The 25,203-nt window shown below is 61.6% G+C and carries 22 protein-coding genes; 9 read left to right on the top strand and 13 right to left on the bottom strand.

Annotated elements, in window-relative coordinates; genetic code table 11:
* Window positions 1-449: 449 nt before the first annotated feature.
* The 4 genes from NKF25_RS03855 to tgtA all read right to left on the bottom strand — a co-directional run bounded on the left by NKF25_RS03855 (window position 450) and on the right by tgtA (window position 5,510).
* Entirely contained in the window at window positions 450-1,253 is an 804-nt protein-coding gene (locus NKF25_RS03855; RefSeq protein WP_253225385.1) for a GNAT family N-acetyltransferase, read from the bottom strand.
* A gap of 102 nt (window positions 1,254-1,355) precedes the next feature.
* Window positions 1,356-3,107 carry an archaeosine synthase subunit alpha gene (gene arcS, locus NKF25_RS03850; protein WP_253225384.1) on the bottom strand — a complete coding sequence of 584 codons (1,752 nt, stop codon included), beginning with the start codon at window positions 3,105-3,107 and terminating at the stop codon, window positions 1,356-1,358.
* 140 nt (window positions 3,108-3,247) lie between these two features.
* The gene (locus tag NKF25_RS03845; RefSeq protein ID WP_253225383.1) at window positions 3,248-3,646 is read right to left on the bottom strand and encodes an SPW repeat protein; all 399 of its coding nucleotides are present in this window, start codon (window positions 3,644-3,646) and stop codon (window positions 3,248-3,250) included.
* Window positions 3,647-4,037: 391 nt separating this feature from the next.
* Complete coding sequence (gene tgtA, locus NKF25_RS03840; protein WP_253225382.1) at window positions 4,038-5,510, bottom strand: tRNA guanosine(15) transglycosylase TgtA; 1,473 nt, start codon at window positions 5,508-5,510, stop codon at window positions 4,038-4,040.
* Window positions 5,511-6,352: 842 nt separating this feature from the next.
* On the opposite strand from tgtA, the gene deoC reads away from it, so the two are divergent.
* Window positions 6,353-6,988, top strand: a complete 636-nt coding sequence (deoC, locus tag NKF25_RS03835) for a deoxyribose-phosphate aldolase (protein ID WP_253225381.1) — start codon at window positions 6,353-6,355, stop codon at window positions 6,986-6,988.
* 22 nt (window positions 6,989-7,010) lie between these two features.
* Here deoC and NKF25_RS03830 read toward each other — a convergent pair whose 3' ends face one another.
* Window positions 7,011-7,751 (bottom strand): hypothetical protein, encoded by a 741-nt coding sequence (locus NKF25_RS03830; protein WP_253225380.1) that lies wholly within the window; start codon window positions 7,749-7,751, stop codon window positions 7,011-7,013.
* A gap of 553 nt (window positions 7,752-8,304) precedes the next feature.
* Between NKF25_RS03830 and NKF25_RS03825 the strand changes: the two genes are divergently transcribed.
* The gene (locus NKF25_RS03825; RefSeq protein WP_253225379.1) at window positions 8,305-9,558 is read left to right on the top strand and encodes a tRNA (N(6)-L-threonylcarbamoyladenosine(37)-C(2))-methylthiotransferase; all 1,254 of its coding nucleotides are present in this window, start codon (window positions 8,305-8,307) and stop codon (window positions 9,556-9,558) included.
* 348 nt (window positions 9,559-9,906) lie between these two features.
* The gene (locus NKF25_RS03820) at window positions 9,907-10,845 is read left to right on the top strand and encodes a hypothetical protein (RefSeq protein ID WP_253225378.1); all 939 of its coding nucleotides are present in this window, start codon (window positions 9,907-9,909) and stop codon (window positions 10,843-10,845) included.
* Window positions 10,846-10,901: 56 nt separating this feature from the next.
* On the opposite strand, the gene NKF25_RS03815 is transcribed toward NKF25_RS03820, so the two are convergent.
* From NKF25_RS03815 to NKF25_RS03805, 3 genes are all read right to left on the bottom strand, one after another.
* Entirely contained in the window at window positions 10,902-11,429 is a 528-nt protein-coding gene (locus NKF25_RS03815; protein WP_253225377.1) for a plastocyanin/azurin family copper-binding protein, read from the bottom strand.
* A gap of 96 nt (window positions 11,430-11,525) precedes the next feature.
* Window positions 11,526-12,476 (bottom strand): cation diffusion facilitator family transporter, encoded by a 951-nt coding sequence (locus NKF25_RS03810; RefSeq protein ID WP_253225376.1) that lies wholly within the window; start codon window positions 12,474-12,476, stop codon window positions 11,526-11,528.
* A gap of 63 nt (window positions 12,477-12,539) precedes the next feature.
* The gene (locus NKF25_RS03805; RefSeq protein ID WP_253225375.1) at window positions 12,540-13,076 is read right to left on the bottom strand and encodes an HIT domain-containing protein; all 537 of its coding nucleotides are present in this window, start codon (window positions 13,074-13,076) and stop codon (window positions 12,540-12,542) included.
* 232 nt (window positions 13,077-13,308) lie between these two features.
* Here NKF25_RS03805 and NKF25_RS03800 point away from each other — a divergent pair, with 232 nt between their 5' ends.
* The 3 genes from NKF25_RS03800 to NKF25_RS03790 all read left to right on the top strand — a co-directional run bounded on the left by NKF25_RS03800 (window position 13,309) and on the right by NKF25_RS03790 (window position 16,067).
* Window positions 13,309-13,986, top strand: a complete 678-nt coding sequence (locus NKF25_RS03800; protein WP_253225374.1) for a TrkA family potassium uptake protein — start codon at window positions 13,309-13,311, stop codon at window positions 13,984-13,986.
* A gap of 1 nt (window position 13,987) precedes the next feature.
* Complete coding sequence (locus NKF25_RS03795; protein WP_253225373.1) at window positions 13,988-15,661, top strand: potassium transporter TrkG; 1,674 nt, start codon at window positions 13,988-13,990, stop codon at window positions 15,659-15,661.
* A gap of 205 nt (window positions 15,662-15,866) precedes the next feature.
* A complete protein-coding gene (locus tag NKF25_RS03790) occupies window positions 15,867-16,067 on the top strand; it encodes a hypothetical protein (RefSeq protein WP_066141277.1) in 201 nt (66 codons plus the stop codon).
* Between the two features lie 87 nt (window positions 16,068-16,154).
* Here the strand turns inward: NKF25_RS03790 and map are convergent, their stop codons facing one another.
* Window positions 16,155-17,048 (bottom strand): type II methionyl aminopeptidase, encoded by an 894-nt coding sequence (gene map, locus NKF25_RS03785; protein ID WP_253225372.1) that lies wholly within the window; start codon window positions 17,046-17,048, stop codon window positions 16,155-16,157.
* A 67-nt stretch (window positions 17,049-17,115) separates the two neighbouring features.
* On the bottom strand, window positions 17,116-17,964 hold the full coding sequence (locus NKF25_RS03780; protein ID WP_253225371.1) for an isoaspartyl peptidase/L-asparaginase family protein: 849 nt from the start codon (window positions 17,962-17,964) through the stop codon (window positions 17,116-17,118).
* Between the two features lie 210 nt (window positions 17,965-18,174).
* Here NKF25_RS03780 and NKF25_RS03775 point away from each other — a divergent pair, with 210 nt between their 5' ends.
* The 3 genes from NKF25_RS03775 (at window position 18,175) to icd (ending at window position 22,666) form a co-directional block, all read left to right on the top strand.
* The gene (locus NKF25_RS03775) at window positions 18,175-19,554 is read left to right on the top strand and encodes a PQQ-like beta-propeller repeat protein (RefSeq protein WP_253225370.1); all 1,380 of its coding nucleotides are present in this window, start codon (window positions 18,175-18,177) and stop codon (window positions 19,552-19,554) included.
* 150 nt (window positions 19,555-19,704) lie between these two features.
* Window positions 19,705-21,300, top strand: coding sequence for a PQQ-binding-like beta-propeller repeat protein (locus NKF25_RS03770; protein ID WP_253225369.1), 1,596 nt, complete (start codon window positions 19,705-19,707; stop codon window positions 21,298-21,300).
* Window positions 21,301-21,400: 100 nt separating this feature from the next.
* Window positions 21,401-22,666, top strand: a complete 1,266-nt coding sequence (gene icd, locus NKF25_RS03765; protein WP_066141269.1) for an isocitrate dehydrogenase (NADP(+)) — start codon at window positions 21,401-21,403, stop codon at window positions 22,664-22,666.
* Between the two features lie 226 nt (window positions 22,667-22,892).
* Here icd and NKF25_RS03760 read toward each other — a convergent pair whose 3' ends face one another.
* From NKF25_RS03760 to NKF25_RS03750, 3 genes are read right to left on the bottom strand one after another with little or no spacing between them, the layout of a single operon-like run.
* Complete coding sequence (locus NKF25_RS03760; protein ID WP_253225368.1) at window positions 22,893-23,156, bottom strand: lipoyl domain-containing protein; 264 nt, start codon at window positions 23,154-23,156, stop codon at window positions 22,893-22,895.
* Window positions 23,149-24,168 (bottom strand): alpha-ketoacid dehydrogenase subunit beta, encoded by a 1,020-nt coding sequence (locus tag NKF25_RS03755; RefSeq protein WP_253225367.1) that lies wholly within the window; start codon window positions 24,166-24,168, stop codon window positions 23,149-23,151. The genes NKF25_RS03760 and NKF25_RS03755 overlap by 8 nt, the downstream gene beginning before the upstream one ends.
* Entirely contained in the window at window positions 24,168-25,190 is a 1,023-nt protein-coding gene (locus NKF25_RS03750; RefSeq protein ID WP_253225366.1) for a thiamine pyrophosphate-dependent dehydrogenase E1 component subunit alpha, read from the bottom strand. Before NKF25_RS03750 ends, NKF25_RS03755 begins: the two co-directional genes overlap by 1 nt.
* Between the last annotated feature and the right edge of the window lie 13 nt (window positions 25,191-25,203).

Here is a 25,203-nt window from a genome sequence, read left to right as displayed (position 1 = left end):
TTTACGGGGGCAGTTGCTGGGAAGACTTCCTCGAAAACCCCCGCCCGCTCGCGGTCGCTGTGGAAGATATCCGTGCTCTCCACACAACCCGCGCGGATAGGGCCTCCACAGCGACTAAACGATGCGCGAGCGGACGGCCCCTTTCAATCCACCGTCGGAGACACGCTCCGACGAGCACCCGTTCGCAAGCTCACGGGGACACCCAAACGACAGCACCACAACCGCCCACACGCCTCCCCAGCCGATTCCCTCGCTCGTTCTACTCGCTCAGTCATCCCTCGCACGCGTTTCTCGCGCGCGCCACTCGCTTGGACGGGCGAGGGCTTTCGGGATCTGCCTCCTAGCAACTGCAATCACGAAATCACCAAACATATCTCGTCGTCACTGACGACTGACGAAAAACACGAAGATCACGGCTTATCACGTTTATCGAAGACGTATTTCTCGAATCAGAGTTTTCGAGCCATCATGACTTCGTCCACGAACTCGTCGCCGACGAGGTAGTGGTCCGGACGGACGGCCTCGGTCTCCCAGCCGTAGTCCTGCAGCAGTTCGATGGCGGTTTCGTTGGTGGCGGGGAGGCTCTGGTAAACTTTGGTGAAATCCGTCTCAGTGGCCCAGTTCATCGCGCGTTCGAGGAGTCGGCCGCCGATGCCGTGTTCACGGTAGGGGCTTCGGACGCCGACGGTCAATTCGGCGGTGTGGCGCAGTTCGTCGAGTTCCGGCGCGTCCAAGTGGACCCATCCGGCGACTTCGCCGTCGTTCTCGCCGCCGGTGACGGTAGCGACGTAGAACATGCGCGAGCGGCGGTCGTTGCGCCGGAGGAGCGCACCCTCGTCGCCGATGTCGGCCGCGACGCGCTTGGCGGAAATCGACGCGCCCTCGTCGGCGACCTCACGAATCGCGGTTTCGATGCCCCGCCAGTCGGACTGGTGGGCTTGCCGGATTCGGTACGACAGGTCGGTTTCGTCGTACTCCTCAACGTCGTCGTCCATCGCGAGGTGAAGTTCCCCTTCGCTCTGGACGAGGAGACCGGAATCCACGAGCGCGGCGACGGAGTTGTGGAACTCCTCCGCCGGGATTCGAACCCGTGGCTCGGTCGTACCCGAGCGGGCCGGTTTCGACCCGGACGGCGAGTCGATTCGGACCTCGTCACGAACCTCCCCGATGGTGGCCGCCCCGCTGGTCTCGACGTGGTGGTAGATACGTTGTTGAATCGCGTTTTCGAACTCGAGGTCGGCAGGTGCTCCCATAGGAGAGGGTACCACCCCGAGGGGATTTATTATTTATCGCCTAAAAAGTCGCGGCTCGAATTATAAACTCGCGAACGAATTATAAATTCTGAGCGAATCAGCCTACTTTTCTTCGACGTGTCGAACCTCGGTGGCGATGCCACGGGTGGATTCGACCATTTCAGGGCCACTCATCTCGGCGCGGCCGATGGCGAACGCCTTCGGGCCTTCGATGACGACTTCGTCGCCGGGGCGGATGTCGTCGTCCGCGTCCACGACGCCGGGTGCAAGGACGCTTCCGTGGGGGGCAAAGGCGTCGATTTCGACGCGCTTGACCGGCGCGCCGCTCTCGACCCAGTGGCGTGCACCGTTGAGCGTGAACGAGAGGGTTCCGTACTGGGGAACCATCGCGGCGAGTTGCTCGCCGTCGTCGTCGTGCACGCGCAGTTTCGGGTAGCGACTCTGGATGTTGAGTTCCGAGAACAGTTCGTCGCCCGCGCCGTCGCCGAACTGGTAGTCGGCCATCGCCCGGACGGTGTTGTGCTGTCGGTCGCGCTTACCGTACTTCGATTCGCCGGTCAGGGTGCTCGCGAGGTTGGCGAGCGATTCGGTCGTCGTCGGGTGGTCCTCGACGGTGTACTCGAACGACATTCCGAGGGCATCCTCGACGCGCTCACAGATGTCGCGGTAGCCTTCCCCGGGAACGTGCGCGATAACTCTCGGGTACTCGTTTCGCTCCAAGTACCGCCGGAGGACTTCCGCGACGAACTCCTTTTCATCCTCGCTCCAGCGACCGGTCACGACCGAATCGTAGTGCTGTGCGGGATAGGTGAGTTCGAGTTCCTGCGGAACGACGCCGATGGGACTCGTCATCGACACCTTATGCGCGCGGAACTGGATGGCGTCGTGGTACTGACCGTGGCTCTGGGATTCGCTGTAGGGCTTTTTTGCGGAGCAGGGAAGAAGGACGAGCGGGCGGTCGAACCGGTTTCGATAGCGCGTCGTCACGCGGTCGGCGAAGCGCTGAATCTCGACGCGGCGCAGGCTGTCCTCGGTGGCGGCCGCGAGTTCCGAATTGCGGATGACTGGGGTGCGTTCCTCGATGTAGCTCCACTCCTGGTCGAACTCTCTGAACGCCGCGGTGAGCCACTGCTCGTGGCGGGCCTGCCCCTCGATGTAGTCCCGGAGTCGCCCTGCACGGATCCGCTCGCGAACGATGGCCAACTCGGCTCGGAGCGCGTTGACGTTGTGTTCGACGCAGTGTTCGCGCGTGAACTCGTCCAACGGACGCTGGCAGGCCGGGCAGGAACACGGCAGTTCGTGGAGGTCGTCGAGATAGTGCTGGCCTTCCGTGGTGAGGTACTTGCCTTGGGTTCCCTTGACGACGGCCAAATCGGAGTCCACGAGGTCAACTCCGGCGTACACCAGCGTGGCGACGTTTTCCGGCGTGGCGACGCCCGACAGCATGAGCGCGCTGTCGCCGGGAATCGCCTCGCGGGTTTCGATGACGGCGTCCTTGAAACCCGCTCCGTGGCCGACGAAACCACGTGCGCCGGAGAGAACGTAGGCGTCGGCACCGAAGTCCTCGGCCGTCTCCGGGGAGACGACGGCGGCGCTCGGGAACTCCACGTCCGGATACTCGACCGCGAACGACTCCATCACTTCCTCGTCGGTGCCGCTCGGGAACGCGCGGTGTGGCAGTACGGTCAGTTTCGACTCGTCACCTTCCGGCACGTCGCGCTCTTTGAACCAGAGGCTTCCGCCGTCGGAAACCACATCGTCAGCGAGTCCGGGCGTGGTCACTGACTCGGAGAGGCGAAGTTCCCCGATTCGGGCCGCCCCGTCGCGGCCGTGAACCTCGAAATAGTCGGTCATACCCGTGTTTCGGGGAAGCGGATTGAACTATCTTGCGTAACTCCACGAGTTCGTCATCGAGACCGCGATGTCCGACAGGAGCCGTGACCCTCTCGAACTATCGTTTTCGAAAAAAAGCGACGACTGGGTGGATACGATGCTTACTCACTGCCCGCGTTCGCTTCCTGACTGGTCTCCGTCCGGGTACCGGAACCGGTGAACGTCGCGAACCCGGCGAGAACCGCGACGACGACGCCGACGACGATATCGTTCCAGAACAACAGGGCGGTCCCGCCCCAGATGAACGCGGACGCGATCATCCACAACCCGAGCAGCGTGTTGAGTCCGTTGCTCCAGTTCGCCGGTGAATCGCCATTCGTCGCGCTATACACGCCGTACGCGCCGATGATGGTGATGGCTGCTCCGACGATGATGTCGTTCCAGAAGCTCGCGCCACTGGCCGACCAAACGAACGTCGGGATGAAGAACAGCCACAACCCGAGCAGAACGTTCGCACCGGACGCCCATTTCGACGGTGTAGATTCGTTGGTCGAACTCATTGATAGTCACCTCGTACCGGGTTTCCCGGCACTCCTATTACGGTATGCGTCCGGAGGGGAACTCTGGCTTCCATGGCAGGCAGTTTATCCGAACGACGAGGGGTCCAAAGCTCCGTGGAGTAGCCACGCTACTGATCGCGAGAAGTAACGGTCGAAGAGAAGGACAGCGTAGCCGTCGGGTCGAAGTGAGTTGACGCCGCCACCGACCCGGATGGGCCACGCTGGTCACGGGAAGATACTCGCCCTCCACAGCGAGTCCGTGACAGCCATATAAGTTGTCCAGTACCGGGACCCATACCATCCCGGCACCTGAAATAAAGGACGGACCCCGACCCAATGGTTTCGCTTTCGAATTAATGGAATATATATGCCACCGAGGATCTGCGGTCGCTCAAACGGTCGAGAGGTCCACGGTTCGCACCGCATCGGGAACGACGGAGAGCGCCGAGTCGGGCCAGCCACGGTGTGCGAGCGTGAACGCAGTCTCCGGGTTCTCCTCGACCAACCGAGCCACGCCGTGGGCCGCCGACTCGTACCCCGCCGTGTCCATCCGATCCGGAATCTCGGCGGTGAGCGGGTACGTCTCCGAGAGCGCACGCGGGAACGGACCGAACGGCGGGACGACGTTCCACGATTCGTCGTAGCGACTGCTCGGGTTGCCTTCGGTCAGAAGCACCCGACCCTCGGGATTCAGCCGCGAGAGTCGCTGGTGGTGGCGAACGACTTCCGGCCGGGCCGCGCTCTCGCCGGAGAGATAGAAGAAGGCACCTTTCGAGGCGGGGTCGGTGCGTTCGAGTTGCGCCGCGTGGTCGCCGAGCGCCCGGTAGCCGTCGAGCATGGCCGGGTGGGCACGCGCGCGGTTCTCGACCAGTTCGAACAGGTTGCCCGTCCGAATCGCCTGCTTGATGGTCCGGATTTCCTCGAAGGTGACGTGGAGGTTGTGCTCCGCCAGCAGTCGCTCCCGCTCCTTGTCGCCACGACTTCGGATCTCCGCGGGCGTGTGGTTCGCACAGATCGGACACGAACAGGGGAAGTAATCGAGGTCCTCCAACTGCTCCGTCCCGCGAACCGTCAGATAGCGGTCGTCGCGGGCGTACAGCGCGTACGCCGCCGAGTCGAACAGGTCACAGCCCATGGCGACCGCCAGCGCGAACATCATCGGGTGGCCAGCACCGAACAAGTGCACTGGCGCGTCCGCACCCAGTCCGCGTTTTGCCCCCGCGACCACGTCCACCATGTCGCCGTAGCGGTACTCGTTCATGAGCGGGACGACCGCACCGACCGGGAACACGTCCAGCGAGGTGTCCTCCGCGTGGCGGCCCGCCGCCTCGCGCAGGTCGGGATACGTCGACCCCTGTACCGGAGCGTTGACGAGCATGTCGCCCACATCGACCGTCTCCGCGAGTTCGAGGCGTTCTTGGGTCGTCGCGAGTTCGTCCTCCGCCTGTTCGCGGTCCACGTCCGGCGGCGTCGGAATGTCCACCGGCGTTCCGATGTCCGAACCGATGTCGTGTTGGAACTGCAGGATTTCCTCGGTCGTCACCGTGATTTCGCCGTATTCTGCCAACTGGAACGACCCCGAGTCCGTCATGATGGCCCCGTCGAAGTCCAGCAGTTCGTGCAGGCCGACATCGAGCGCCTCGTCGCGGAAATCCTCGCTCTTGTAGAGGATGTAGGAGTTCGTGATGAGGATTTCCGCGCCGAATTCGGATTCGAGTCGCGAGGGTTCGACCGTCTGCATGTGGGGGTTGACCACCGGCAACAGCGCTGGCGTCTCCACCGTCACGCCCGCCCGTGGGACGGTGAGTTCGCCGATTCGACCCCCGCCGTCCTGGTCGCGGATCTCGAAGTTCTCTCTGCTCATTACCCGCGATTGCAAGAGCGCGTGGGTAAGGGTTGCGCTACGGGATGGACGATGGATTCGATTCGTTGGGTGGTCGTTTGGGGCTGTTTCCGGATGTTCACTCTGAACTGGGGTGTTTGGTAGTTTTATCGAGAGCACAGCATCTTCGAGGGAGACGGAGAAAGCCCCCGCCCGCTCGCTACGATGAGTCAGAATTGATCTTGGTCGGTTTGTGATTGCAGTTACCAAGAAGCAGACCGCCCCGAAAGCCACCGCGAGGAACGAGCGGGGAGTTGAAAGACGAAGTCTTTCAGAAGTCCCACCCCGACCACTTCCGCACCACACCCCTCCCCAACCGATTCGCTTCATGCTCAAAAATCGGAGGTTTTTGGCATCGCCAGAAGCCAACGGCTTCTGGCTGGAAGTCAGAACAGCTGTTCTGACGGCATCACGAAAATCGAAGATTTTCGAATGACTCCTTGTCAGTCGTTCCGCTCATCCCTCGCACGATAGCCAGCAGGACCGAGGATAGCGTTCATCCGAGGGCGTGCTGGCCCGCGCACCACCCTGTTGGACGAGCTGATCGATACGAACAGCCGCTGCGGTACGCGAAGTCCTCGTGAACCGGGCGGGTGGGGCTTTCGAGGACCGCTTCCCAGCGAGTGCAATCGCAACCGAATCGAAATCACCTCGACGAAGCGAGCGTGACGAAGTCTCCATCTCAGCAGCAGAAGCCGCGGAAGAATCGAAAACGTCGGTTCGTCGCAAGTGTACAGGAACCGAACCGCCACCAACTCACGAAACACCCATTTCTCACCATCGTGATAGCGGGATTTTTACCCTGCGGGTCCATCCCACCGGCTATGAACGAAGCCGAACTCGCGGAAAAAATCGATCACACCGTGTTGGGACCGGAGACGACCCTCTCGGACGTGAAGAAAGTGATGAACGAAGCGGAGGAGTACGGAATGAACGCGTGTATTCCGCCGTGCTACGTCGCCGAGGCGGCCGAGTACCAACCGGACGTGACGCTCGCAACGGTCGTCGGGTTCCCGCACGGGCAGCACGCGACGGACGCGAAGCGCGAGGAAGCGGTGGTCGCGTGGGACGACGGCGCGGACGAACTGGACATGGTCATCAACGTCGGACGACTGAAGGCGGGCGAACACGACGCGGTGCGGGCGGATATCGAGGACGTCGTCGCCGCCGTGCCGGTCCCGGTGAAGGTCATCATCGAGACGGCGCTCCTCACCGACGAGGAGAAACACGATGCCTGCCGGTTGGCGAAGGAGGCCGACGCGGCATTCGTCAAGACCTCGACTGGGTTCGCCGACGGCGGCGCTGAAGTCGAGGACGTGAAACTGATGGCGGAGTACCTGCCGGTCAAAGCCAGCGGCGGTATCGGCGACTACGAAAAAGCGAAGGCCATGCTCGACGCCGGTGCGGAGCGCATCGGCGCGAGCAGCGGCGTGGAAATCGTCGAGGATTTCCGCGGATAGGCCGCGAAAACCCACCCATTTCTCAGTCGTCGTCGCTCGGTTGCGGACTGGGCGTGCCCTGTCGGGCGCTGCTCATCCAGCCGTCGATGTGCTCGGCGACGTAGTCCCGTCCGCCCCAGCCGAACGCCACACCGGCACCGATGGCGATGGCGGCGGCGACGCCCCACGCGAGGGCGCGAGCGAAGAGGTAGAGGATGCCCACGTCGATTCCCATCGTATCGAGGCCGATGACGATGGCGGTGAAGTACAGGAACATCCGGGTACCCGTGGCGAACCACGTCGTGTAGTCGGTGTGGGTCGCCGCGCGGGTTCGCATGATGGCGTCGCCGATGAAGTCGGCCACGACGAAGCCCAGCACGATGACGAGCAGTCCGGCGATCAGCGCCGGAAGGTACGAGACGGCCGTCGAAACCCACAGTGACAGCGTGGAGATGGCGAGCACGTTCGCCGCCGCGAGGATGGCGAGTGCGTAGATGAACCACGCGGCGAGTTTGCCGAACGCGCCCGACACGGCGCTTTCCGTTCCGCCGAGCATCCGGCCGAGCGGCGTGTCGAGTACCATTCTGTCGAGTTCGATCCTGTCGGCGATTCGGCGGACGACGGCGGCCGCGCCGCGACCGATAACCCAGCCGATGAGAAGGATGACGATCGCGCCGACGAGACGCGGAAGCAGTGCGATGAACCCCGAAACGGGGTCTTGGACCCATCCCGGGAGCCCACCAGCTTGTAAGACGGTGCTTGTGACGAGTTCGTGTTGTGTCATTTTCGGTCTCCCCCACGCAGTCGCGTGGTTCACCCGTTGGTTGGGCTACAGCCAGTTTGTTGTTGGCCGCCTAAATCGTGCGAGTAGAGGGGTAACGTCGAATGAATCCGGTTACGATTCTCATCGAATGGTGTCCGAAAAAGGGAACGAAATCCGGAATACTGACAGAATAAGGACAATCTGAGCGCGAAACGGCGTGACCGAAAGAGTCAGCCTTCTCTGTGATTTCGGTCGTCTCCGCGTGCAGGGACACGAACCATTACCGTCGGATGCGAAACCGATGACAGGATTTGGGGAAGATTCAGTCCTCTCGGAGCGCGTACAGCATCGACGAAGTCTTTCCCCTCCGTGGTGGCGTCGAACGGCGTTCCGCCCGTGATGGCGAATGCATCCCGGATCGGATTCTCGAACTCGCGTTTCCAGCGCTTCGCCGAACCGGGTGTCCCCGACGCCCGAGTTCTCCATCGCGGAGTGTGCACGCATCACACCGTTTGCGGCACGAACGCCACCCAATCGTCGCCCTTTTGCCCGCGTAGGCGAAAGCGAGGAGTGAATGGCCCGGTATCACATCGAAACCTACGGATGCACCTCGAACCGAGGTGAGAGTCGCCAGATAGAGTCCGCGCTGCGCGACGCTGGCCACTACCGTGTCGAGGGACCAGAGGGTGCGGACGTCGCTATCATGAACACCTGCACCGTCGTGGAGAAGACGGAGCGGAACATGGTTCGACGGGCCAAAGAACTGCAATCGGAGACGGCGGATCTCATCATTACGGGCTGTATGGCGCTCGCACAGGGCGATGAGTTCAAAACCGAGGGCGTGGACGCCCAAATCCTCCACTGGGACGACGTGCCCACGGCCGTCACGAACGGCGAATGTCCGACCCCCGGCCCCGGCGTCGAACCCGTGCTGGACGGCGTTGTCGGCATCCTCCCCATCGCCCGCGGGTGTATGTCGAACTGTTCGTACTGCATCACGAAGCACGCGACGGGCAGAATCGACTCGCCGTCCGTCCAAGAGAACGTCGAGAAGGCCCGAGCGCTCGTCCACGCGGGCGCAAAGGAACTCCGGATCACCGGACAGGACACCGGCGTCTACGGATGGGACCAAGGCGAGCGGAAACTCCACGTCCTGCTCGACCGCATCTGCAACGAGATAGAGGGCGACTTCCGGGTTCGGGTCGGCATGGCCAACCCGAAGGGCGTCCACGGCATCCGCGAGGAACTCGCGCAGGTGTTCGCCGAGAACGACGAGTTGTACAACTTCATCCACGCGCCGGTGCAGTCCGGGTCGAACGACGTGCTCGGCGACATGCGCCGTCAGCATCAGGTCGAGGAGTACGTCGAAATCGTCGAGACGTTCGACGAGTATCTGGACTACTGGACGCTCTCGACGGACTTCATCGTCGGCTTCCCCACCGAAACCGACGAGGACCACGAACAGAGCATGGCGCTTCTGCGAGAAACGCGCCCCGAAAAGCTCAATGTCACCCGGTTCTCCAAGCGGCCGGGGACCGACGCCGCGGACATGAAGGGTCTCGGTGGGACGATCAAGAAGGAGCGCTCCAAGGCGATGTCCGAACTCAAGATGGACATCGTCGGCGCGGCCTACGACGACATGGTCGGCACCGAAAAGCGTGTGATGGTCGTGGAGGAAGGCACCGGTGACTCCGTGAAATGCCGGGACGGAGCCTACCGACAGATCATCGTCCAGCACGCCTCCGAGCACGGCATCGAACCCGGCGACTTCCTCGACGTGGAGGTCACCAGCCACCAGACCGTCTACGCGTTCGGCAAACCGGTCTGAAACGTCGATAGCGGGGGTTTCGGCGAGTTCTCTATCGTTTTCTTCGAACGAGCGCGTTCTGTTTTCCCGCGATTTCAGTAGCGACTCCGATACCGGTCCAGAAATCACCTACCCGGTCACGCGAGCGATGCTCACGTGATCAGGCGGACGGTTTCGAGGTATACATCCCTAATTGAATAGTTCCTTAACTAGTCAATTATGCGTATATCGGGGCGACCAGGCTCCTGCGGTGTTTCCGCGGTTGCTGTAATCGCGAGGGAATCGAAATCCTCTCGAAATATCACTCCGCCCATGCACCAAAATATCCCAGACAGAAAACATATATCGGGAGACGAAACATTCGAGAATATGTCCCCCACGAACCGACGGGAATTCCTCGTCGTCGCCGGTGCTCTGTCCGCCGGTTTTGCTGGCTGTCTCGGAGACGCTTCCTCGGGAGCGGACGATTCCGCCTCGTCCACGAAGACGAACGGCACGACGGATACGATGAGTTCGACCACGACCGCCGACGAACCGCCCCAGAAAGCGTCGTTTTCAGTCTCTGATTCGGCGATACGGGCCGTCGGCGACGCGTGGGTTGCCGTTGTAAACCCGACGGTTCGAAAAGCGGTAGAATACGAAGCCGTCATGGGATCAGGTGGGGTTCTCAGTCCGGACGAGAAGCAGTTCGTCGTCGCCGAAATTCAGAGTCAAGACGGTGAAACAGTCAGTGCGAAAGGAAAACCGGAGTACGACGCCTTCGAACTCGTCGTGGACGACGAAACCTATCCGGCAAACGATGTCGGCGGAATCGGTGCCGGGAGCAGACGGTTCGCGGAACGTGGTGAGGTTCGTTACGACATGGGTTATGCGGACGAATCCGATGTCGGCTGGATCGCCTTCGAACCGCCGTCGCCGCTCGACGCGAGCGAGGCGGCCATTCGGTGTCGGTACGACGACGACAGCGCCGAGTGGTCGCTCCCCGACGACGCGGTGGCGAAACTCCCCAAGCCTGCCCCGAAGTTCGAACTCCAGTCGTTCGACGCGACGATGGAAGGTTCGAACGCGAAACTCTCGTTCGCGGCGAAAAACGTCTCGAAGAACGACGGACGGTTCCTCGCGGCGCTGTACTGGCCGACGGACGAGATGTACGACGACGACGAATCGACAATCATCGAGCGCTCGGTGGAGGCTGGCGGGGCAGTCGAGTGGTCGAAGGAGTTCGGGACGGAGTACACGACCGGGACGGTGACCGCTCGCATCGATGGGGCCGTGACCGGAACCGCGAAAGTAGACGTCGAGGAGTAGAACGAATATCGGAGCGGCAGGCCGAACCGCGGACGATAGGTATCGAGGAACGGCAGTCAGTTCCCGCTTCCGGTCGTTGTCGTCGTCTCGCCACCGGACGTCGTCGTCGCTTTGCTTCCCGTCGTCGTCTTTCCGCTACCGCCGTCCGTTTCGTTGGTTTTCGTCCCGCCGTTTTCCGAACCCTCCTTCACCGTGACGGAGCCGACCATCCCGATCGAGCGGTGGGGGTTGCAGTAGTAGTGGTAGTAGCCGGGGACGTCGAAGGAGTGGGTGTAGCGATAGCCGTCGTGGTACAGTTTTCCCTTCCCGCCGGGCGTCCCCTCCCAGTTTGCGTCCTTGGGTTGCTTGTTGACGACGATGTTGTGTCTGTTCGATTTCCACTTCCACGCGACCGTCGTTCCGGTGGTGATCGTGAGGTTTTCGGGGTCGAACCGGTAGTTGCCGTTCGCACCGACGACCACAGTCGTGTCCGCAGGAGTCTTGTCCGGCTCAGGCTGGCTGCTCGAACAGCCAGCGAGCGTCGCGCTGACGACCGTCGTTCCGGTCGCCTTCAGTAGCATCCGCCTGCTAAGAGAGGGAGTCATGAGAGTACGTTCGTCACTCTCTCCTCTCGATAAAAGAATACTGATACCGATTCTCAGATACTGAAAACCCGAAGGGCGTTTCTCCTTAGTTTATTGCTACGACGACCCATCCGGTTGTCCCTCCTCGTCGCCAACCGACGTCTCCGCCAACCTGTCGGCCTCGGCGTCGGCTTTCCACTCGCCGAGTTCCTTCGGGTCGATATGGATGAAAACGTCGTCCACGTTTGGAATGTCCCGAATGGTGTTCATCAGGTCGGTTTCGATGTCGTGGGCTTCGATGAGCGTCCGGTCGCCTTCGACCTCGATGTGCATGCTCACGTCGATTTCCGGGCCGACGTAGTGGGCGACGACGTCGTGAACGCCCTCGACGTCAGGATGTGAGAGCGCGCGTTGGACGATGGTCGCACGGAGGTCCTCCGGCGGTGCGCGGCCGACCAGGTAGTCCACGTTGTCGCGGACGATTTCCCACCCGGTGTACAGAATCCCGAACGAGACCACACCCGCCGCGAGAGGGTCGAGGACGGGAAATCCGAACCGAGCGCCGAGCACACCGACGAGGGCCGCCGTGGCGGTCAGGATGTCGTTTCGGTTGTCCAACCCGGCCGCGACCACCGCGGGCGAGTTGACCGCGTCACCGACTCGCAGGCAGTAGCGGTAGAGTCCGTATTTCACGACGCCCGTACCGACGAGGACGACGACAGCGAGAACGCTCGTCGTCGTCGTGATGTCGCCGGAGAGGATCGAGGTCCCGGCCCGCCACAGCACCAACCCACCCGCCGAGAACACGCCGAGCGCGACGAACAGCGAGACGAACGGCTCGATTCGCTCGTGCCCGTGCGGATGCTCGAAGTCCGGCGGTTGCGTCGTCAGGTACAATCCGGCGAGGACGACGACGCTGTAAATCGCGTCCGAGAGGCTGTTGATGGCCTCCGAACCGACCGCGAGGCTCCCAGTCTGGAACCAGACGGCTCCTTTGGCGACGGCTAAGAGGAGGTTCGCCGTGAGGATGATGGCTCCCGCCGTTCGAATCGCCCCCGCCCGATTCATCGTTCGTGATTGGACCGCACGCCGTATGGGTATGTCGGCGGTCGAGTCGTTGGCGACGACCGCTCACTCCTCGAACGAAACCGCCGCGTCCGGGTTCGGCACGGTCGCACCTTCCTGTTCGGCGAACGCGGCGTGCAGTTTCTCGTAGGTGTCATCGAGCCCCTCCACGATGACTTTCGTGTCCGCGATGACGGGCATGAAGTTCGTGTCGCCGCTCCAGCGCGGGACGACGTGCGTGTGCAGGTGGTCGATGGACCCGCCGCTCCCCTCGCCGATGTTCAGTCCGGCGTTGAAGCCGTCCGGACCGAACGCGGCCTCCATCGCGTCGAACGTCCGCTGTTTCAGGTGTGCGTGGCCGAGCAATGTCTCGTCGTCGAGGTTCGCGTAGTCGCTCTCGTGCACGTCCGGAATCACCATCGCGTGCCCCGGGTTGTACGGGTAGTTGTTGAGCATGACGAACGCGCAGTCGTTACGCGCGACGACCAGATGTTCCCGCGCGTTTTCACGACGCGGAAACTCGCAGAAAACACAGCCGTCGAACTCCTCGTCGCTATCGCGCTCGACCCACTCCATCCGCCACGGTGCGAAGACCTGTTTCATATCGGGATGTCGTCGGGGGACGGTTTAGGTTTTCAGACTCGTCTCGGGGGCAGTCCCGAAGCGAACGAATTCCGCTCGAAACAGCGGTTATAACTGATTTAAGCCATTCATAACCGTGTCGAAAGGAACACTTACCGGAATCGAACCGCCGTCACGACCGGCGGAGGACGATGTCAGAGAGACGTGACAACAGTATCTTTTCAACCGATGGCTCCGGAGGAAGGAGTAACGAATGTATCTCATCATCGTCGGCGCGGGCGATATCGGCTCGCAACTCATCGGCATTGCGACACAGGACAACAACGACGTGGTGGTAATCGAAAAGGACGCCGAGCGGGCGGAACGCGCGTCGGTGGAGTTCGACTGTCTCGTCCTCCATAACGACGCGACGATTCTCGACACGTTGGAGGAAGCGGGGGCGAACCGCGCGGACGCGCTCATCAGCACGACGGACCAGGACGCGACGAACATCATGGTCTGCCTGCTGGGACAGGAACTGGAAATCCCGTCGCTCGTCTCGGTGGTGCACAACACCGAGCACATGAGCATTTTCCGCCAACTCGGCGTGAACGTCATCGAGAACCCACAGCGACTCATCGCGAACTACCTCTATCGGGCGGTCAAACGCCCGTCCATCAAGGATTACATGAAGGTCGGCAAGAAGGCCGAAGTGTTCGAAATCACGGTCGATTCCTACGCCCCCATCGCCGGTCTCACGCTGTCGGATGCGGCGGACGACGGGTTGTTCGACGAGGGAATGCTCGTCGTCGCTATCGACCGCGAGAACGAGGTCATCACTCCCCACGGAAACACGAAAATAGAGGGCGGCGACGTGGTCACCGTCTTCTCCGAAAACGGTGCGACGCCGAAAGTGACCGACATCTTCGGTCACTACGAGGACCACGGCTGAGATGGTTCGACGCAATACGGTCGCGGGCGTTCCGGCGCACCTCGCAACCATCCTTCGGGACGTGGGTGCACTCGTCCTGATACAGGCCGTGATGATGACGTTCACCGTCCTCGTCGCGCTGGCGTTTCGGGAGTGGTACGTGGCACTTGCGTTCCTGCTCTCCGGGGGAATCACGGCCGGAATGGGGGGTGCGGCCCGGAGGCTCTTCGGGGACGCACCCGATCCGGTGATGAAACACGGGATGGTCATCGCCGCCGGAGGGTGGTTCGCCACCGCGGTGTTCGGGGGATTGCCGCTGTTTCTCGCCGCACACCTCACGCCGGTTTCGGTGATGAACACCTACGTTCCGGTCGGGGCGGAGTATCAACCGATCCAGGTCGGCGGTGCGACCACGATGTCGAGCCTCGCGTACTTCCAAAACCCGCTTCACGCGCTGTTCGAGAGCATGTCCGGGTGGACGGGGAGCGGCCTGACGATGGCGGTACACGAACCGTCGTTGCCGCGGGCCGTCCAGTGGTGGCGGTCGTTCATCCAGTGGGTCGGCGGCGTCGGCGTTATCGTCCTCACGACCGCAATCCTCGCTAGACCCGGGAGCGGGAGCTACGCGCTCTACCGGGCGGAAGCACGGGAGGAGCGGATTCACCCGAGCATCATCCACACCGTCCAGACCGTGTGGCGTATCTTCCTACTCTACACCGCGATTTCCGTGGCGGCGCTGTTTCTCGCCATCCTCGTCGCGAAGCCGGAGTTACCGCTGTTCGACGTCTTCTGGCAGGCGCTCAACGAGGCGATGACCGCGCTTTCGACGGGTGGGTTCAGCGTGACGGACAACTCCATCCAGTCCTACGATTCGCCGTTGGTCGAAGGGGTGTTGCTCCCCATCATGACGCTCGGTGCAATCGCGTTCCCGATTCACTACGTCATGCTTCGGAACAGGGACGCGAAACCGCTGATTTCGGACACCCAGACGCGCTGGCTGTTCATCCTCTACGTCGTTGGCGTCCTCGGCCTCTCCATCCAGAACATCGTCGCGCTCCCGACTGCGAGCAAAGCGTTCGACGCGGTCGGTTGGGTCGGGCTCGGAAACTTCGGAATGTCACCGATGGCGGCCGACGCGGCCCGCGATGCGACGTTTCAGTTCGTGAGCGCGCTGACCTGCACCGGCTTTCAGTCCTCGGATATCGGGAAGTGGAGTGCCGGTGGGAAACTCATCCTCAGCGCGGCGATGGTGCTCGGCGGGGCCGCCGGGAGCACGGTCGGCGGCATCAAAATCATCCGTGGCTACATGATAAGCAAGGGGATTCAGTGGGAGTTCACCCGTGTCTTCCTCCCCTCTTCGGCCGTCGTCAACGTCCGAATCGGAGATCGCGTGCTCAAGCGAGAGCAGATGTTCGAGGAGTTCAGCGAGGCGTCCATCGTGAGTATGCTGTGGATAATCCTGCTAATCTCGGGAAGCCTCGTTCTCGTCAACGTCGCGCCGGGGCACGGTTACGCGGACTCGCTGTTCGAAGTCGCCAGTGCACAGGGGAACGTCGGGCTTTCGACCGGAATCGTCGGACCGACGATGTCGTCGCTCGGCGAGGGGATGCTCGTTCTCAACATGTGGGTCGGCCGTTTGGAGATAATCCCGGTTCTCGTATTTCTCCGCTCGGCCGTCCTCGGACTTAACCCCTAATCAGGTATTTAAAGTATTCGGCTGTTGTAGAGTGTTCCAGCCTCATTAACGGTTCAGGGAGCTCTATAAACGAAATGGGACACTCAGAATCCGTAGAATGGCAAAATCGCAAGACAGCGTTCGAATAAACGGTTCGAACGCCACCCAACAGAGAGGGGTTTTTATGCTCGTGTCAGGGCTTGTATGAACCGAGCAGGAAGTCACGATGGCAACAAAAAATCAGGGGTTTTCGGCAATGGTAGAACTGTGCGATAACTGCGGCCGCGAGACGTCACACGAGGTCTCCGTAGAAATCCGAACCGAGAGCAAAAAACGGGAAAACGCCGAGTTCTCCCGGGAACCGTACCGAGTCACGCGATGTCAGTCGTGTGGTGAGGAGAAAAGCCAGCGGATGAACAACGCGTAATCGAATAGCAGATTCTCGTCGGTGGCGGCCCTATTCTCGATCCGGTTCGCAGCACGTGTCACCGGAATATAACTGCAGAAAAGTTGATTATTCAGTGAACACTTCACAACCGTCCTCGGTGACGATGACCGAGTGTTCCTTCTGACTGACGAGGTAGCCGTCCTCTTCCTTGAGGACCGGGTAGCCGTGAACGATGTTGTTCATCTTCAAGCGACGGAGTGCCATCGTCGGTCGGGACACGTCCAACCATCGAGTGGCGAACGGAAGGGTACGGAACTCCTCGGTGATCTGTGAGAGCGCTTTACGGGCGCTTCGATCACGAACCGACGACTCCCGTTCGAGGGCGAAAATCTCCTCCTCCGCCCCTTCACCGACTTTCCCGCTACCGTCCGTGGCGAACGGTTCGATGGCGACAACGTCGCCGACTTCCAGTTCGACGCCGCGTTCGACGGCGAGGTTCGGGATGTTCGGGTCCGTGTGCTGTTCGTAGTGGGCGAGGCCGTGTCCCGAGAGATTGACGACGGGGTTGTAGCCGTAGCCGTCGATGACGGACTCGATTTTCGCGCCGATTTCGCCGGTCTCGACTCCCGGTTCGACGATTTCGAGCGCGGCGTCGAGCGCTTCCGCGCTCGCCTCCGCGAGGTCGTCGTTTCCGGAGAGGTCCACGGTAATCGCGGTGTCCGCCAACCAGCCATCGACGTGGACGCCGATGTCGAGGTTGACCATGTCCTCGCCGAACGTGGTTTCGTCGTCGATGCCCGGCGTCGCGTGGGCGGCCTCCTCGTCGATGCTGATGTTGACGGGGAACGCTGGTTTCCCGCCGAGTTCGCGGATTCGGTCCTCGGCGAACTCCGCGACTTCGAGGTGGGTCACGCCGACGTCGACTTTTTCGGCCGCCTCCGCTCGCACCTGTGCGAGGATTTCACCGGCTTCCCGATGCTTTTCGTACTTCTCGGCAGAGAGGTCTACCTCTTCGCTCATACTCCGTTGTTCATCCGAACGCCGGAAAGAGTTTGCGTTACGGCGAAACGGGGGCAACGCGACGAATCTACCGGTTCACGGCGGTCTGCATCGCGTCGGTGTTGAACGCGCTTCCGGAATTGCCGTCCCGGTCGAGAACGATGACGCCCGCTTCCGATCCAGTGAGTTCCGCGAACTCCTCGATTGCGCGGTCCGCCGCTTCCCCTGCATCGTATCCCGATTCGAGGTGGCGAACCGCCCGGCGGGTGAGCGTCACTTTGGCGATGTCCTCACCGGCACCGGTCGAACTCGCCGCACCGGCGGGGGCCGCGTAGAACCCGCTCCCGATTTGCGGCACGTCGCCGACCCGCCCAGCGAGCGCGAGCCATCTACCGCCGGTCGAAGTCGCCGCCGCGAACTGCGTGCCGTCGTAGGCGACAGCGCCGACCGTATCGTGACCACCAAATTTCTCACGGAGCCAGTTGAGATGCTCGCTCGGCGACCCGTCGGGCGTGTCGTGCTCCGCCCATCGCTCCCGGCTTTTTTCCGTCCAGAGGTCGACGCCCGTTTCGACGCCGAAGTCGGCGGCGAGGTCCACCGCGTGCTCGCCGCTGACGAACACGTGCGGCGTCTCCTCCATCACGACGCGGGCCGCGCTGACGGCGTGTTCGACGCCGGGCATGGAACAGGCCGCGCCCGCTTCGCGGTCGCTCGTCATGATTCCCGCATCGGTTCTGACTACCCCGTCGCTCTGGACCGCACCGCCGACGCCCGCGTTGAATCGCGGCGAGGATTCAAGGACGTGGACCGCGGCTTCGACGGCGTCCACGACCGTTTCCGCTTCGCCGCCGACCTGCGCTGCTTCGTCGAGAACTCCCTGTCGAGGTGTCGGTTCGTCCGGTTCGCCGCCCGCACCGCCGTGCACGATGACGTTCATGGGGGTGCTCTCGCGTACGGTGGCTTAAATACACGTCAAACGGCAGTCCGGCACGCGAATTCGTCTCTCTTCGAACCGGACAGAATGAAACGGAGACGACGATATCCCACGGATATTGTCGGATTATCTGACTGCTAATGGCGTTATTTGATCCGCAGTTTCAATTATGATGCTGATAATTAAAATGCATTATTTTCCATCAGTAGTTGCATGAGCAATAGGCCCAAAGCAAACCGGCGAACCGTGCTGTCGATGGCCGGCCTCGGTCTCGTCGGAAGCGGGACCGCCATCGCCAAACGAACCGCCAACAGTACCAGTTCCTCCAAGTCCGTTCTTGCCGAGTACGACGACGATTCGACCGTGGACATCGACACGGACGCGTGGCCGCAGTCGCGCTTCGACAACGGTAACACGAGCTACAGTCCGAATGGAAGCCCTCCGGAGGGTTCGTTGTCGGAAGCCTGGTCCTACGATGGAGTCTATCACGGACCGATCGTCAGCGACGAAACCGTCCTCGTCACCCGGATAGATGATCCGGGGTTGGTCGCACTGAACGCGACGGACGGGTCCGAACGCTGGTCCGTGGACGTTGACTTCAGAAAGTGGGGAACCAATCTGGCAGTCGCCGATGGAACGGTTTACGTCACGGCTAACGGGTCGAGTTCGTACAACACCGAAAGCGGGATCGATGTCAACTCCGAGGGCATGACGTACGCGTTCGATATCGAGGACGGTACCGAACTGTGGTCCGCCAATGCAGGAGGATTTTCACCGAAGATAACCGACGAGTTCGTCGTCGTCGCCGGTGACGCCGGGCCCGCCGCGATAGCCCGTGAGGATGGAACCGTTCACTGGGAGCACGACTTTGCTGTGACAGAATACTATGCGGTCGCCCACGGAATGGTCTATGCGAGCGACGACTACGAAGGGACGCTGTACGCCATCGACGTCGAAACCGGAGAGACGAGATGGACGCGGGATTTCGACCGAGGTGGGTCTCTCATCGCCACGGAGGGCGAAGTCGTCGCGTCGGTATACGACACCCTCTACGTTCTCGAACCGGAAAGCGGCGAAACGCGGTGGCAGCAAACGTTCGAGAAACCGGACGTGAACGATCCAAGTGCCCCGTGGCCCGGCATCGGTATCGCCTGTGCCGTTACCGACGACGCCATCTACATCGGTCGGCAGAAGTTCTACGCGTTCGACATCGAAACCGGAGATAGACGAACGCTCAGCGAGGACGGCTATTACACCAATAGCGTTCATGGTGACGAATTCTACGAACTAGATGAGACATCCGACGGCGAAATTCAACTCGTCGGACGCGACGTTGACACCTTCCAAGTCGTTCGAAGGCGAACCCTGCCGTCTCAAGACTACACGGGTGCACTCGTTACCTCCCAAACGGTGTACGGGATGATCGAGGGCTCTGACAATACGTTTCAGCTCGTCGCCTTGCGGCCGAGCGACGACGGAACACATGGCGAGGACGGTTCTGATGAATCCGGAGACTCCGAAAACTCCGACGACTCCGATAGTCCAAACGGTTCCGACGACGACGGACACGGCGACTCGGACGACGACTGCTGACGTTCATCGATCCTCGTTTTTCAGTTGCGCTACGTGTGGTCACTGCACCATCTTTCATTTTAACTGATAATTAATCCGATCTGCATCAGTGATGATCTCGCTTAACTCATGCATAGGAATAATCGTTCATTCACTATTTCTAACCTGATCATGCCCGACAAACCAACGGTCAACCGCCGAACAGTGCTGTCGATGACCGCCCTCGGCCTCGCTGGGAGTGGGACCGTCATCGCTAAACAAGCCTCCACGAACAACTCCGTGCTCACCGACCATGGTGAGGATTCACGCGTCGATTGGGGATCCGATGCGTGGCCGCAGGCGAACTACGACAACGGTCAAACGAACTACACCACCGACGGTGCCACTCCGACCGGAGCGCTGTCCGCCGCGTGGACGTTCGGAGAGGATGTGGACAGCAGTATGAGACAGTACAACTTCGGTTACCGGTATCCTATCGTCGCCGATGGCATCGTCTACACGCTCTCGGAACGAAGACAGGATCGCGAAGAAGGCGACGGAACATACGTCACACAGGTACTGCACGCGCTGGATGAAGCTGACGGTACTGAACTGTGGAACGCCGACCTGAAAGTTGCGGTCCGCGGCACCGTCGAAGGGGATCAGTACGTCGGAAAGTTCGGTTTCGATGGGATTGCCGTGGCGGACAACGTCGTGTATCTCAGTCGCTGGGGTCGAACCACGACTTTCGACGCCGAAACCGGTGAACGAGGATGGACCGTCGAACACGGTGGGGGACAACTCGCCGTCACCGATGAATCGCTCGTCGTTACCCACCAAATCGGGGATAATAACCTCACAACACCGGCACAGGGGTATCGAGTGTTGACCATGTCCCGCGAGGACGGGAGCATTCGATGGAAACGAGACTACACCGGTGGTGGGAGCTTCGCGGACGGCTCCGTCAACCTATATCTGGCTGTTGCGAACGGCTCCGTGTACGCGGCGTATGAGAGCTTCAACGATACCCAGTACGTCCACTCCTTGTCGCTCAACGATGGGACGGAGGAGTGGAAATCGGGACGAAAGCAGTTGGGCAGTCTCATCGCAACCGAGAACGTATTGTACATCGAACGAAGCGAGGAAATCGCTGCACTCGATACGGAGTCGGGCAAAACACGATGGAAAACCGATTCGTCGCTTCGACCGGCCGGTCAGGAGTTTGTGTTCGGCGCTGCGGGTGACGGGTCGGCATACGTCACCGTCGGCACGACCGACGATAACCAAGGTCGGTTGCTTGCACTCGATGCCGATACCGGCGGAGTCGAGTGGGAGGTCGAAACGAAATGGTACGGCGGTGAGAGCTGGTTGGATGCCGGTGAGGTCGTCGTCGTCAACGGCGTGGTTCATTATTTCGTGCGGAAATCACGCCCCACCGACGAGGAAACCGCGGTCGAGTACGTGCTGGCCACCAGAGAGACGGACACCGGCAAACTACTCGACAGGCGTTCAGTGCCGTCCGTGCCGTCCGCAGATGGCACCGTCGTGAGCGATTACCCCGTCGTCGCGGGTAACACGCTCTATGCGAACTACGCGGGCTCGGAAGGGCACGGAAAAACGCTCGTTGCACTGCGTTCGTCGGACGACGACAGAAACGATGATGAATCAGGAAGCGACGACGACGGAAATGACGGGGGTTCGGACGGGAGCGACGACGACGGAAATGACGGGGGTTCGGACAGGAGCGACGACGACGGAAATGACGGGGGTTCGGACGACCGCTGTTAACCCTCCGTCGAACCCGCACCATTATCTAAGGGAGTATAAGGCCCATACGGGGGACAAACGGCAGGCCTTTTATCCTCCTCGTTCGGATGTTCACACGTTCATGAGCTACGAGTACGACAAAGTAGAGGTTCCAGAAGACGGGGCCCAAATCACGTACGACGAGGAGACAGGCGAACTCGACGTACCGGAGAACCCCATCATCCCCATCATTCACGGGGACGGAATCGGGACGGACGTCGGCCCGGCAGCACAGAAAGTTCTCGACGCCGCCGCGAAAGCGACCGGCCGAGAGATCAATTGGATGCGCGTCTACGCTGGTTCGAGCGCCCGCGACAAGTACGACGAGAACCTCCCCGACGACACCGTCGAGGCGATCAAGGAGTTCAACATCGCGATCAAGGGGCCGCTCACGACGCCCGTCGGCGCGGGCTTCCGCAGCCTGAACGTCGCGCTCCGCAAGACGCTCGACCTGTACGCGAACGTCCGCCCGACCTACCACCTCGACGGCGTCCCGTCGCCCGTCAAACACCCCGAGGCGATGGACATGGTCTTCTTCCGTGAGAACACGGAGGACGTCTACGCCGGTATCGAGTGGGAAGCCGGAACCGACGAAGTCGAGGAAGTCAAGACCTTCGTCGAGGAGGACATGGGCTACGACGACGTGATCCACGACGGTCCGGTCGGCATCGGCATCAAGCCCATCACGGAGTTCGGCTCGAAGCGTCTCGTCCGCGAAGCGATCGAGTACGCCATCGAGAACGAACTCGACTCCGTCACCCTCGTCCACAAGGGTAACATCATGAAGTTCACCGAAGGCGCGTTCCGTGACTGGGGCTACGAACTCGCGGAGGAGGAGTTCGGCGACGTCACCATCACCGAGGACGAGCTTTGGGACGAGTACGACGGCGAGCAGCCCGAGGACAAGATTGTCGTCAAGGACCGCATCGCGGACAACATGCTCCAGCAGTTGTTGACCCGTACCGACGAGTACGACGTCATCGCCACGATGAACCTGAACGGCGACTACATGTCCGACGCCGCCGGCGCACAGATCGGTGGTCTCGGCATCGCACCGGGTGCGAACTTCGGTGAACACCGCTGTCTCGCGGAACCGGTCCACGGTTCCGCCCCGAAATACGCGGGTGAGGACAAAGTCAACCCGACCGCGATGATCCTCTCCGGCCGTCTCATGCTCGACTACATGGGTTGGAAGGACGCCAGCCAACTCGTCTACGACGCCGTCGAGGAGACCATCTCCTCCGGCGACGTCACCTACGACCTCGAACGCCAGATCGAAGGCGGCAACAAACTCGCCACCAGCGAGTACGCTGACGCCATCGTCGAGAACATCGAAAAACTCTCGTAGAGAGTTTTTCTGACCTTCGCGGCTCCGCCGCGAAGAGGCTCAATCCGTCTGTATTCTTCCTTTTTCACCCACCAAAACACGTCGCTAGCGAGTCGTACGAATCGTGGGCAAGACGAACGCCACCCCGGCGATTCGGAGGGGGTTCCGACGTGTCAGTAGGGTCATGAAAGAGAGAAACCGGAACGGCGGTAAAACCTTTCTGCACGACGAAACGAACGACGGCGAATTACGCGGGCTGAATCCGCGCCAGCGCGTCACCGCGTTCGAACTCCTCGTTCTCGCCGACCAGTCGTTCCAGCAACTCGCCCGTCGCAGGCGCGGGCACGTCCACGCTCACCTTCTCGATCTGAATCTCGGCGATGGTGTCACCCTCTTCGACTCGGCTTCCCTCGCTGACGAACCAGTTCGAGACGACCGCCTCCTCGACGTCCATCGCATCCTCCGGCCAGACGGCGGCCGAATCGACCGGGACGAGGTCTCCATCACTCATCGTTCACGGAGCGGATTGCGTCTGCGATGTCCTCGGTTCCGGGGTTGACCTCCTGTTCCAGCGGGCGGGCGTACGGAATCGGCACGTCCGGCATGGTCACGCGCTCGACCGCGTCAAGGTCGGAAAGTCCGCCTTCCGCGGCCCGCGCGATGATCTCTCCCGAGACGCCGAACGAGTGATAATCCTCGTCCACCACGACGAGTCGGCCGGTCTTCGACACCGATTCGACGATGGTCTCGGTGTCCAGCGGCACCAACGTCCGGAGGTCGATGACTTCCGCGTCCACTTCTCCCTCATCCGCCAGTTCCTTGGCGGCCTCCATCGCACGGTGCACGTGCAGGCCGAGCGTGACGACGGTGACGTCATCGCCTTCACGTTTCACGTCGGCCTCGCCGAACTCGATGGTGTAGTCCTCGTCCGGCACGGGCGTTTTCGGTCCCTCCGGGGCGGGCATCCACCCGATACCCATCAGGCGCTTGTGGAACATGAAGACGACCGGGTCGTCGTCGCGGATGGCCGCGTGCATCAACCCCTTGGCGTCGTACGCCGTGGACGGAACGACCACCTTCATGCCCGGCAGATGGGCGAACGTGCCGTACAGCGTCTGGGAGTGCTGGGCGGCGTCGTTGTACGTGCCGCCGACGGCCGTCATCAACACCATCGGGACGTTGACGCTCCCGCCGCTCATGTAGGTGTTCTTGGCCATCTGGTTGTAGATCTGGTCCATGGCGACGCCGAAGAAATCCACGAACATCAACTCGGCAATCGGACGCATCCCCTGTTGGGCCGCGCCGACCGCCGCGCCGATGAACGCGGTTTCGCTGATGGGCACGTCCATGATTCGGTCGTGGTCGAACTCGTCGAGGAGTCCCTGCGTGCTGTCGAAGATGCCGCCGTAGTCGGCGATGTCCTCGCCCATGACGAACACGTCGTCGCTTTCGTGCATCTCGTGGGCGATGGCGTCCACCATCGCACGACTCATCGTCAGTTCCTTTCCGTCCGATTCAGCCATCACTCATCACCTCGCAGGGTTTCCGCGTAGCCGTCCGGCGGATTCACGAACACGTCCTCGTAAGCCTCCTCCGGGTCGGGTTCCGGTTGCTCCTTCGCCCACTCGATGGCGTCCTCGACGCGCTCCGTTGCGCGCGAGCGGATGTCGTCGAGGGTTTCCTCGTCGGTTCCCATCGAGCGCAAATCCTCCTCCAGTCGGTCGATCGCGTCGAGTTGCTGTGCCCGCTCGGTGTCCTCCTCCGGGCGATACCCTTCGGCGTCGCCCATGAAGTGACCCATCCGGCGGTGTACCTGCACCTCTAACAGCGTCGGCCCGTTGCCGTCCCGGGCGCGGCCAATGGCTTCCCCCGCCGCCTCGTAGATGGCCACCGCGTCGTCGCAATCGACGCGTTCACCGTGCATGTCGAACCCGTCCGCGCGCTGGGCACCGTTTTCCACGTCCGTCACGCGTCCCTTCGGCATGCTGATGGCCCAGTCGTTGTCCTCCACGACGAACACGACCGGCAGGTCGTGGACGCTGGCGAGGTTCAGCGATTCGAGGAACCCACCCTGGTCGATGGCTCCCTCGCCGAGGAACGCCACGGCCACGCTGTCCTCGTTTCGCATCTTCGCCGCGAGTCCGGCACCGACCGCCGGGGGACACCCCTCGGCGATGATGCCGCTGGCCGCGAAGTTCACGTCCGGGTCGAACAGGTGCATGTGCCCGCCTTTTCCCCGACAGAGACCCGTCTCACGGCCGAATATCTCGGCGGTCATCCGCTCCAAATCCACGCCCTTGGCGATGGCGATGTGATGCGGTCGGTGCGGTCCCGTTACCGTGTCGTCGTCACGCAGATGCTGACACACACCTGCACCGGACGCCTCGTGGCCTGCAGCGAGGTGCAACTCCCCCGGTATCGGCCCGGCGGAAATGTCGAACGCCGGTTGTTTCCCCTCCAAATACTCCTCCTGTAGCCGTTCCTCGTAGTGACGCGCCGTCACCATGTTTTCGAACATCTCCTCCAGTCCGCTGATTCCTATCATGGCACACTACCAC

The organism is Haladaptatus sp. AB643, from assembly GCF_024136975.1.
Taxonomy (GTDB): domain Archaea; phylum Halobacteriota; class Halobacteria; order Halobacteriales; family Haladaptataceae; genus Haladaptatus.
The sequence above is the reverse complement of the archived record's forward strand: the minus strand, read 5'-3'. Positions and strand labels throughout refer to the sequence as shown.

Excerpts from the sequence above, each read along its gene's own strand:
- NKF25_RS03855 (WP_253225385.1), bottom strand. The coding sequence starts at position 1,253 with ATGGGAGCACCTGCCGACCTCGAGTTCGAAAACGCGATTCAACAACGT.
- arcS (WP_253225384.1), bottom strand. The coding sequence starts at position 3,107 with ATGACCGACTATTTCGAGGTTCACGGCCGCGACGGGGCGGCCCGAATC.
- NKF25_RS03845 (WP_253225383.1), bottom strand. The coding sequence starts at position 3,646 with ATGAGTTCGACCAACGAATCTACACCGTCGAAATGGGCGTCCGGTGCG.
- tgtA (WP_253225382.1), bottom strand. The coding sequence starts at position 5,510 with ATGAGCAGAGAGAACTTCGAGATCCGCGACCAGGACGGCGGGGGTCGA.
- deoC (WP_253225381.1), top strand. The coding sequence starts at position 6,353 with ATGAACGAAGCCGAACTCGCGGAAAAAATCGATCACACCGTGTTGGGA.
- NKF25_RS03830 (WP_253225380.1), bottom strand. The coding sequence starts at position 7,751 with ATGACACAACACGAACTCGTCACAAGCACCGTCTTACAAGCTGGTGGG.
- NKF25_RS03825 (WP_253225379.1), top strand. The coding sequence starts at position 8,305 with ATGGCCCGGTATCACATCGAAACCTACGGATGCACCTCGAACCGAGGT.
- NKF25_RS03820 (WP_253225378.1), top strand. The coding sequence starts at position 9,907 with ATGTCCCCCACGAACCGACGGGAATTCCTCGTCGTCGCCGGTGCTCTG.
- NKF25_RS03815 (WP_253225377.1), bottom strand. The coding sequence starts at position 11,429 with ATGACTCCCTCTCTTAGCAGGCGGATGCTACTGAAGGCGACCGGAACG.
- NKF25_RS03810 (WP_253225376.1), bottom strand. The coding sequence starts at position 12,476 with ATGAATCGGGCGGGGGCGATTCGAACGGCGGGAGCCATCATCCTCACG.
- NKF25_RS03805 (WP_253225375.1), bottom strand. The coding sequence starts at position 13,076 with ATGAAACAGGTCTTCGCACCGTGGCGGATGGAGTGGGTCGAGCGCGAT.
- NKF25_RS03800 (WP_253225374.1), top strand. The coding sequence starts at position 13,309 with ATGTATCTCATCATCGTCGGCGCGGGCGATATCGGCTCGCAACTCATC.
- NKF25_RS03795 (WP_253225373.1), top strand. The coding sequence starts at position 13,988 with ATGGTTCGACGCAATACGGTCGCGGGCGTTCCGGCGCACCTCGCAACC.
- NKF25_RS03790 (WP_066141277.1), top strand. The coding sequence starts at position 15,867 with ATGGCAACAAAAAATCAGGGGTTTTCGGCAATGGTAGAACTGTGCGAT.
- map (WP_253225372.1), bottom strand. The coding sequence starts at position 17,048 with ATGAGCGAAGAGGTAGACCTCTCTGCCGAGAAGTACGAAAAGCATCGG.
- NKF25_RS03780 (WP_253225371.1), bottom strand. The coding sequence starts at position 17,964 with ATGAACGTCATCGTGCACGGCGGTGCGGGCGGCGAACCGGACGAACCG.
- NKF25_RS03775 (WP_253225370.1), top strand. The coding sequence starts at position 18,175 with ATGAGCAATAGGCCCAAAGCAAACCGGCGAACCGTGCTGTCGATGGCC.
- NKF25_RS03770 (WP_253225369.1), top strand. The coding sequence starts at position 19,705 with ATGCCCGACAAACCAACGGTCAACCGCCGAACAGTGCTGTCGATGACC.
- icd (WP_066141269.1), top strand. The coding sequence starts at position 21,401 with ATGAGCTACGAGTACGACAAAGTAGAGGTTCCAGAAGACGGGGCCCAA.
- NKF25_RS03760 (WP_253225368.1), bottom strand. The coding sequence starts at position 23,156 with ATGAGTGATGGAGACCTCGTCCCGGTCGATTCGGCCGCCGTCTGGCCG.
- NKF25_RS03755 (WP_253225367.1), bottom strand. The coding sequence starts at position 24,168 with ATGGCTGAATCGGACGGAAAGGAACTGACGATGAGTCGTGCGATGGTG.
- NKF25_RS03750 (WP_253225366.1), bottom strand. The coding sequence starts at position 25,190 with ATGATAGGAATCAGCGGACTGGAGGAGATGTTCGAAAACATGGTGACG.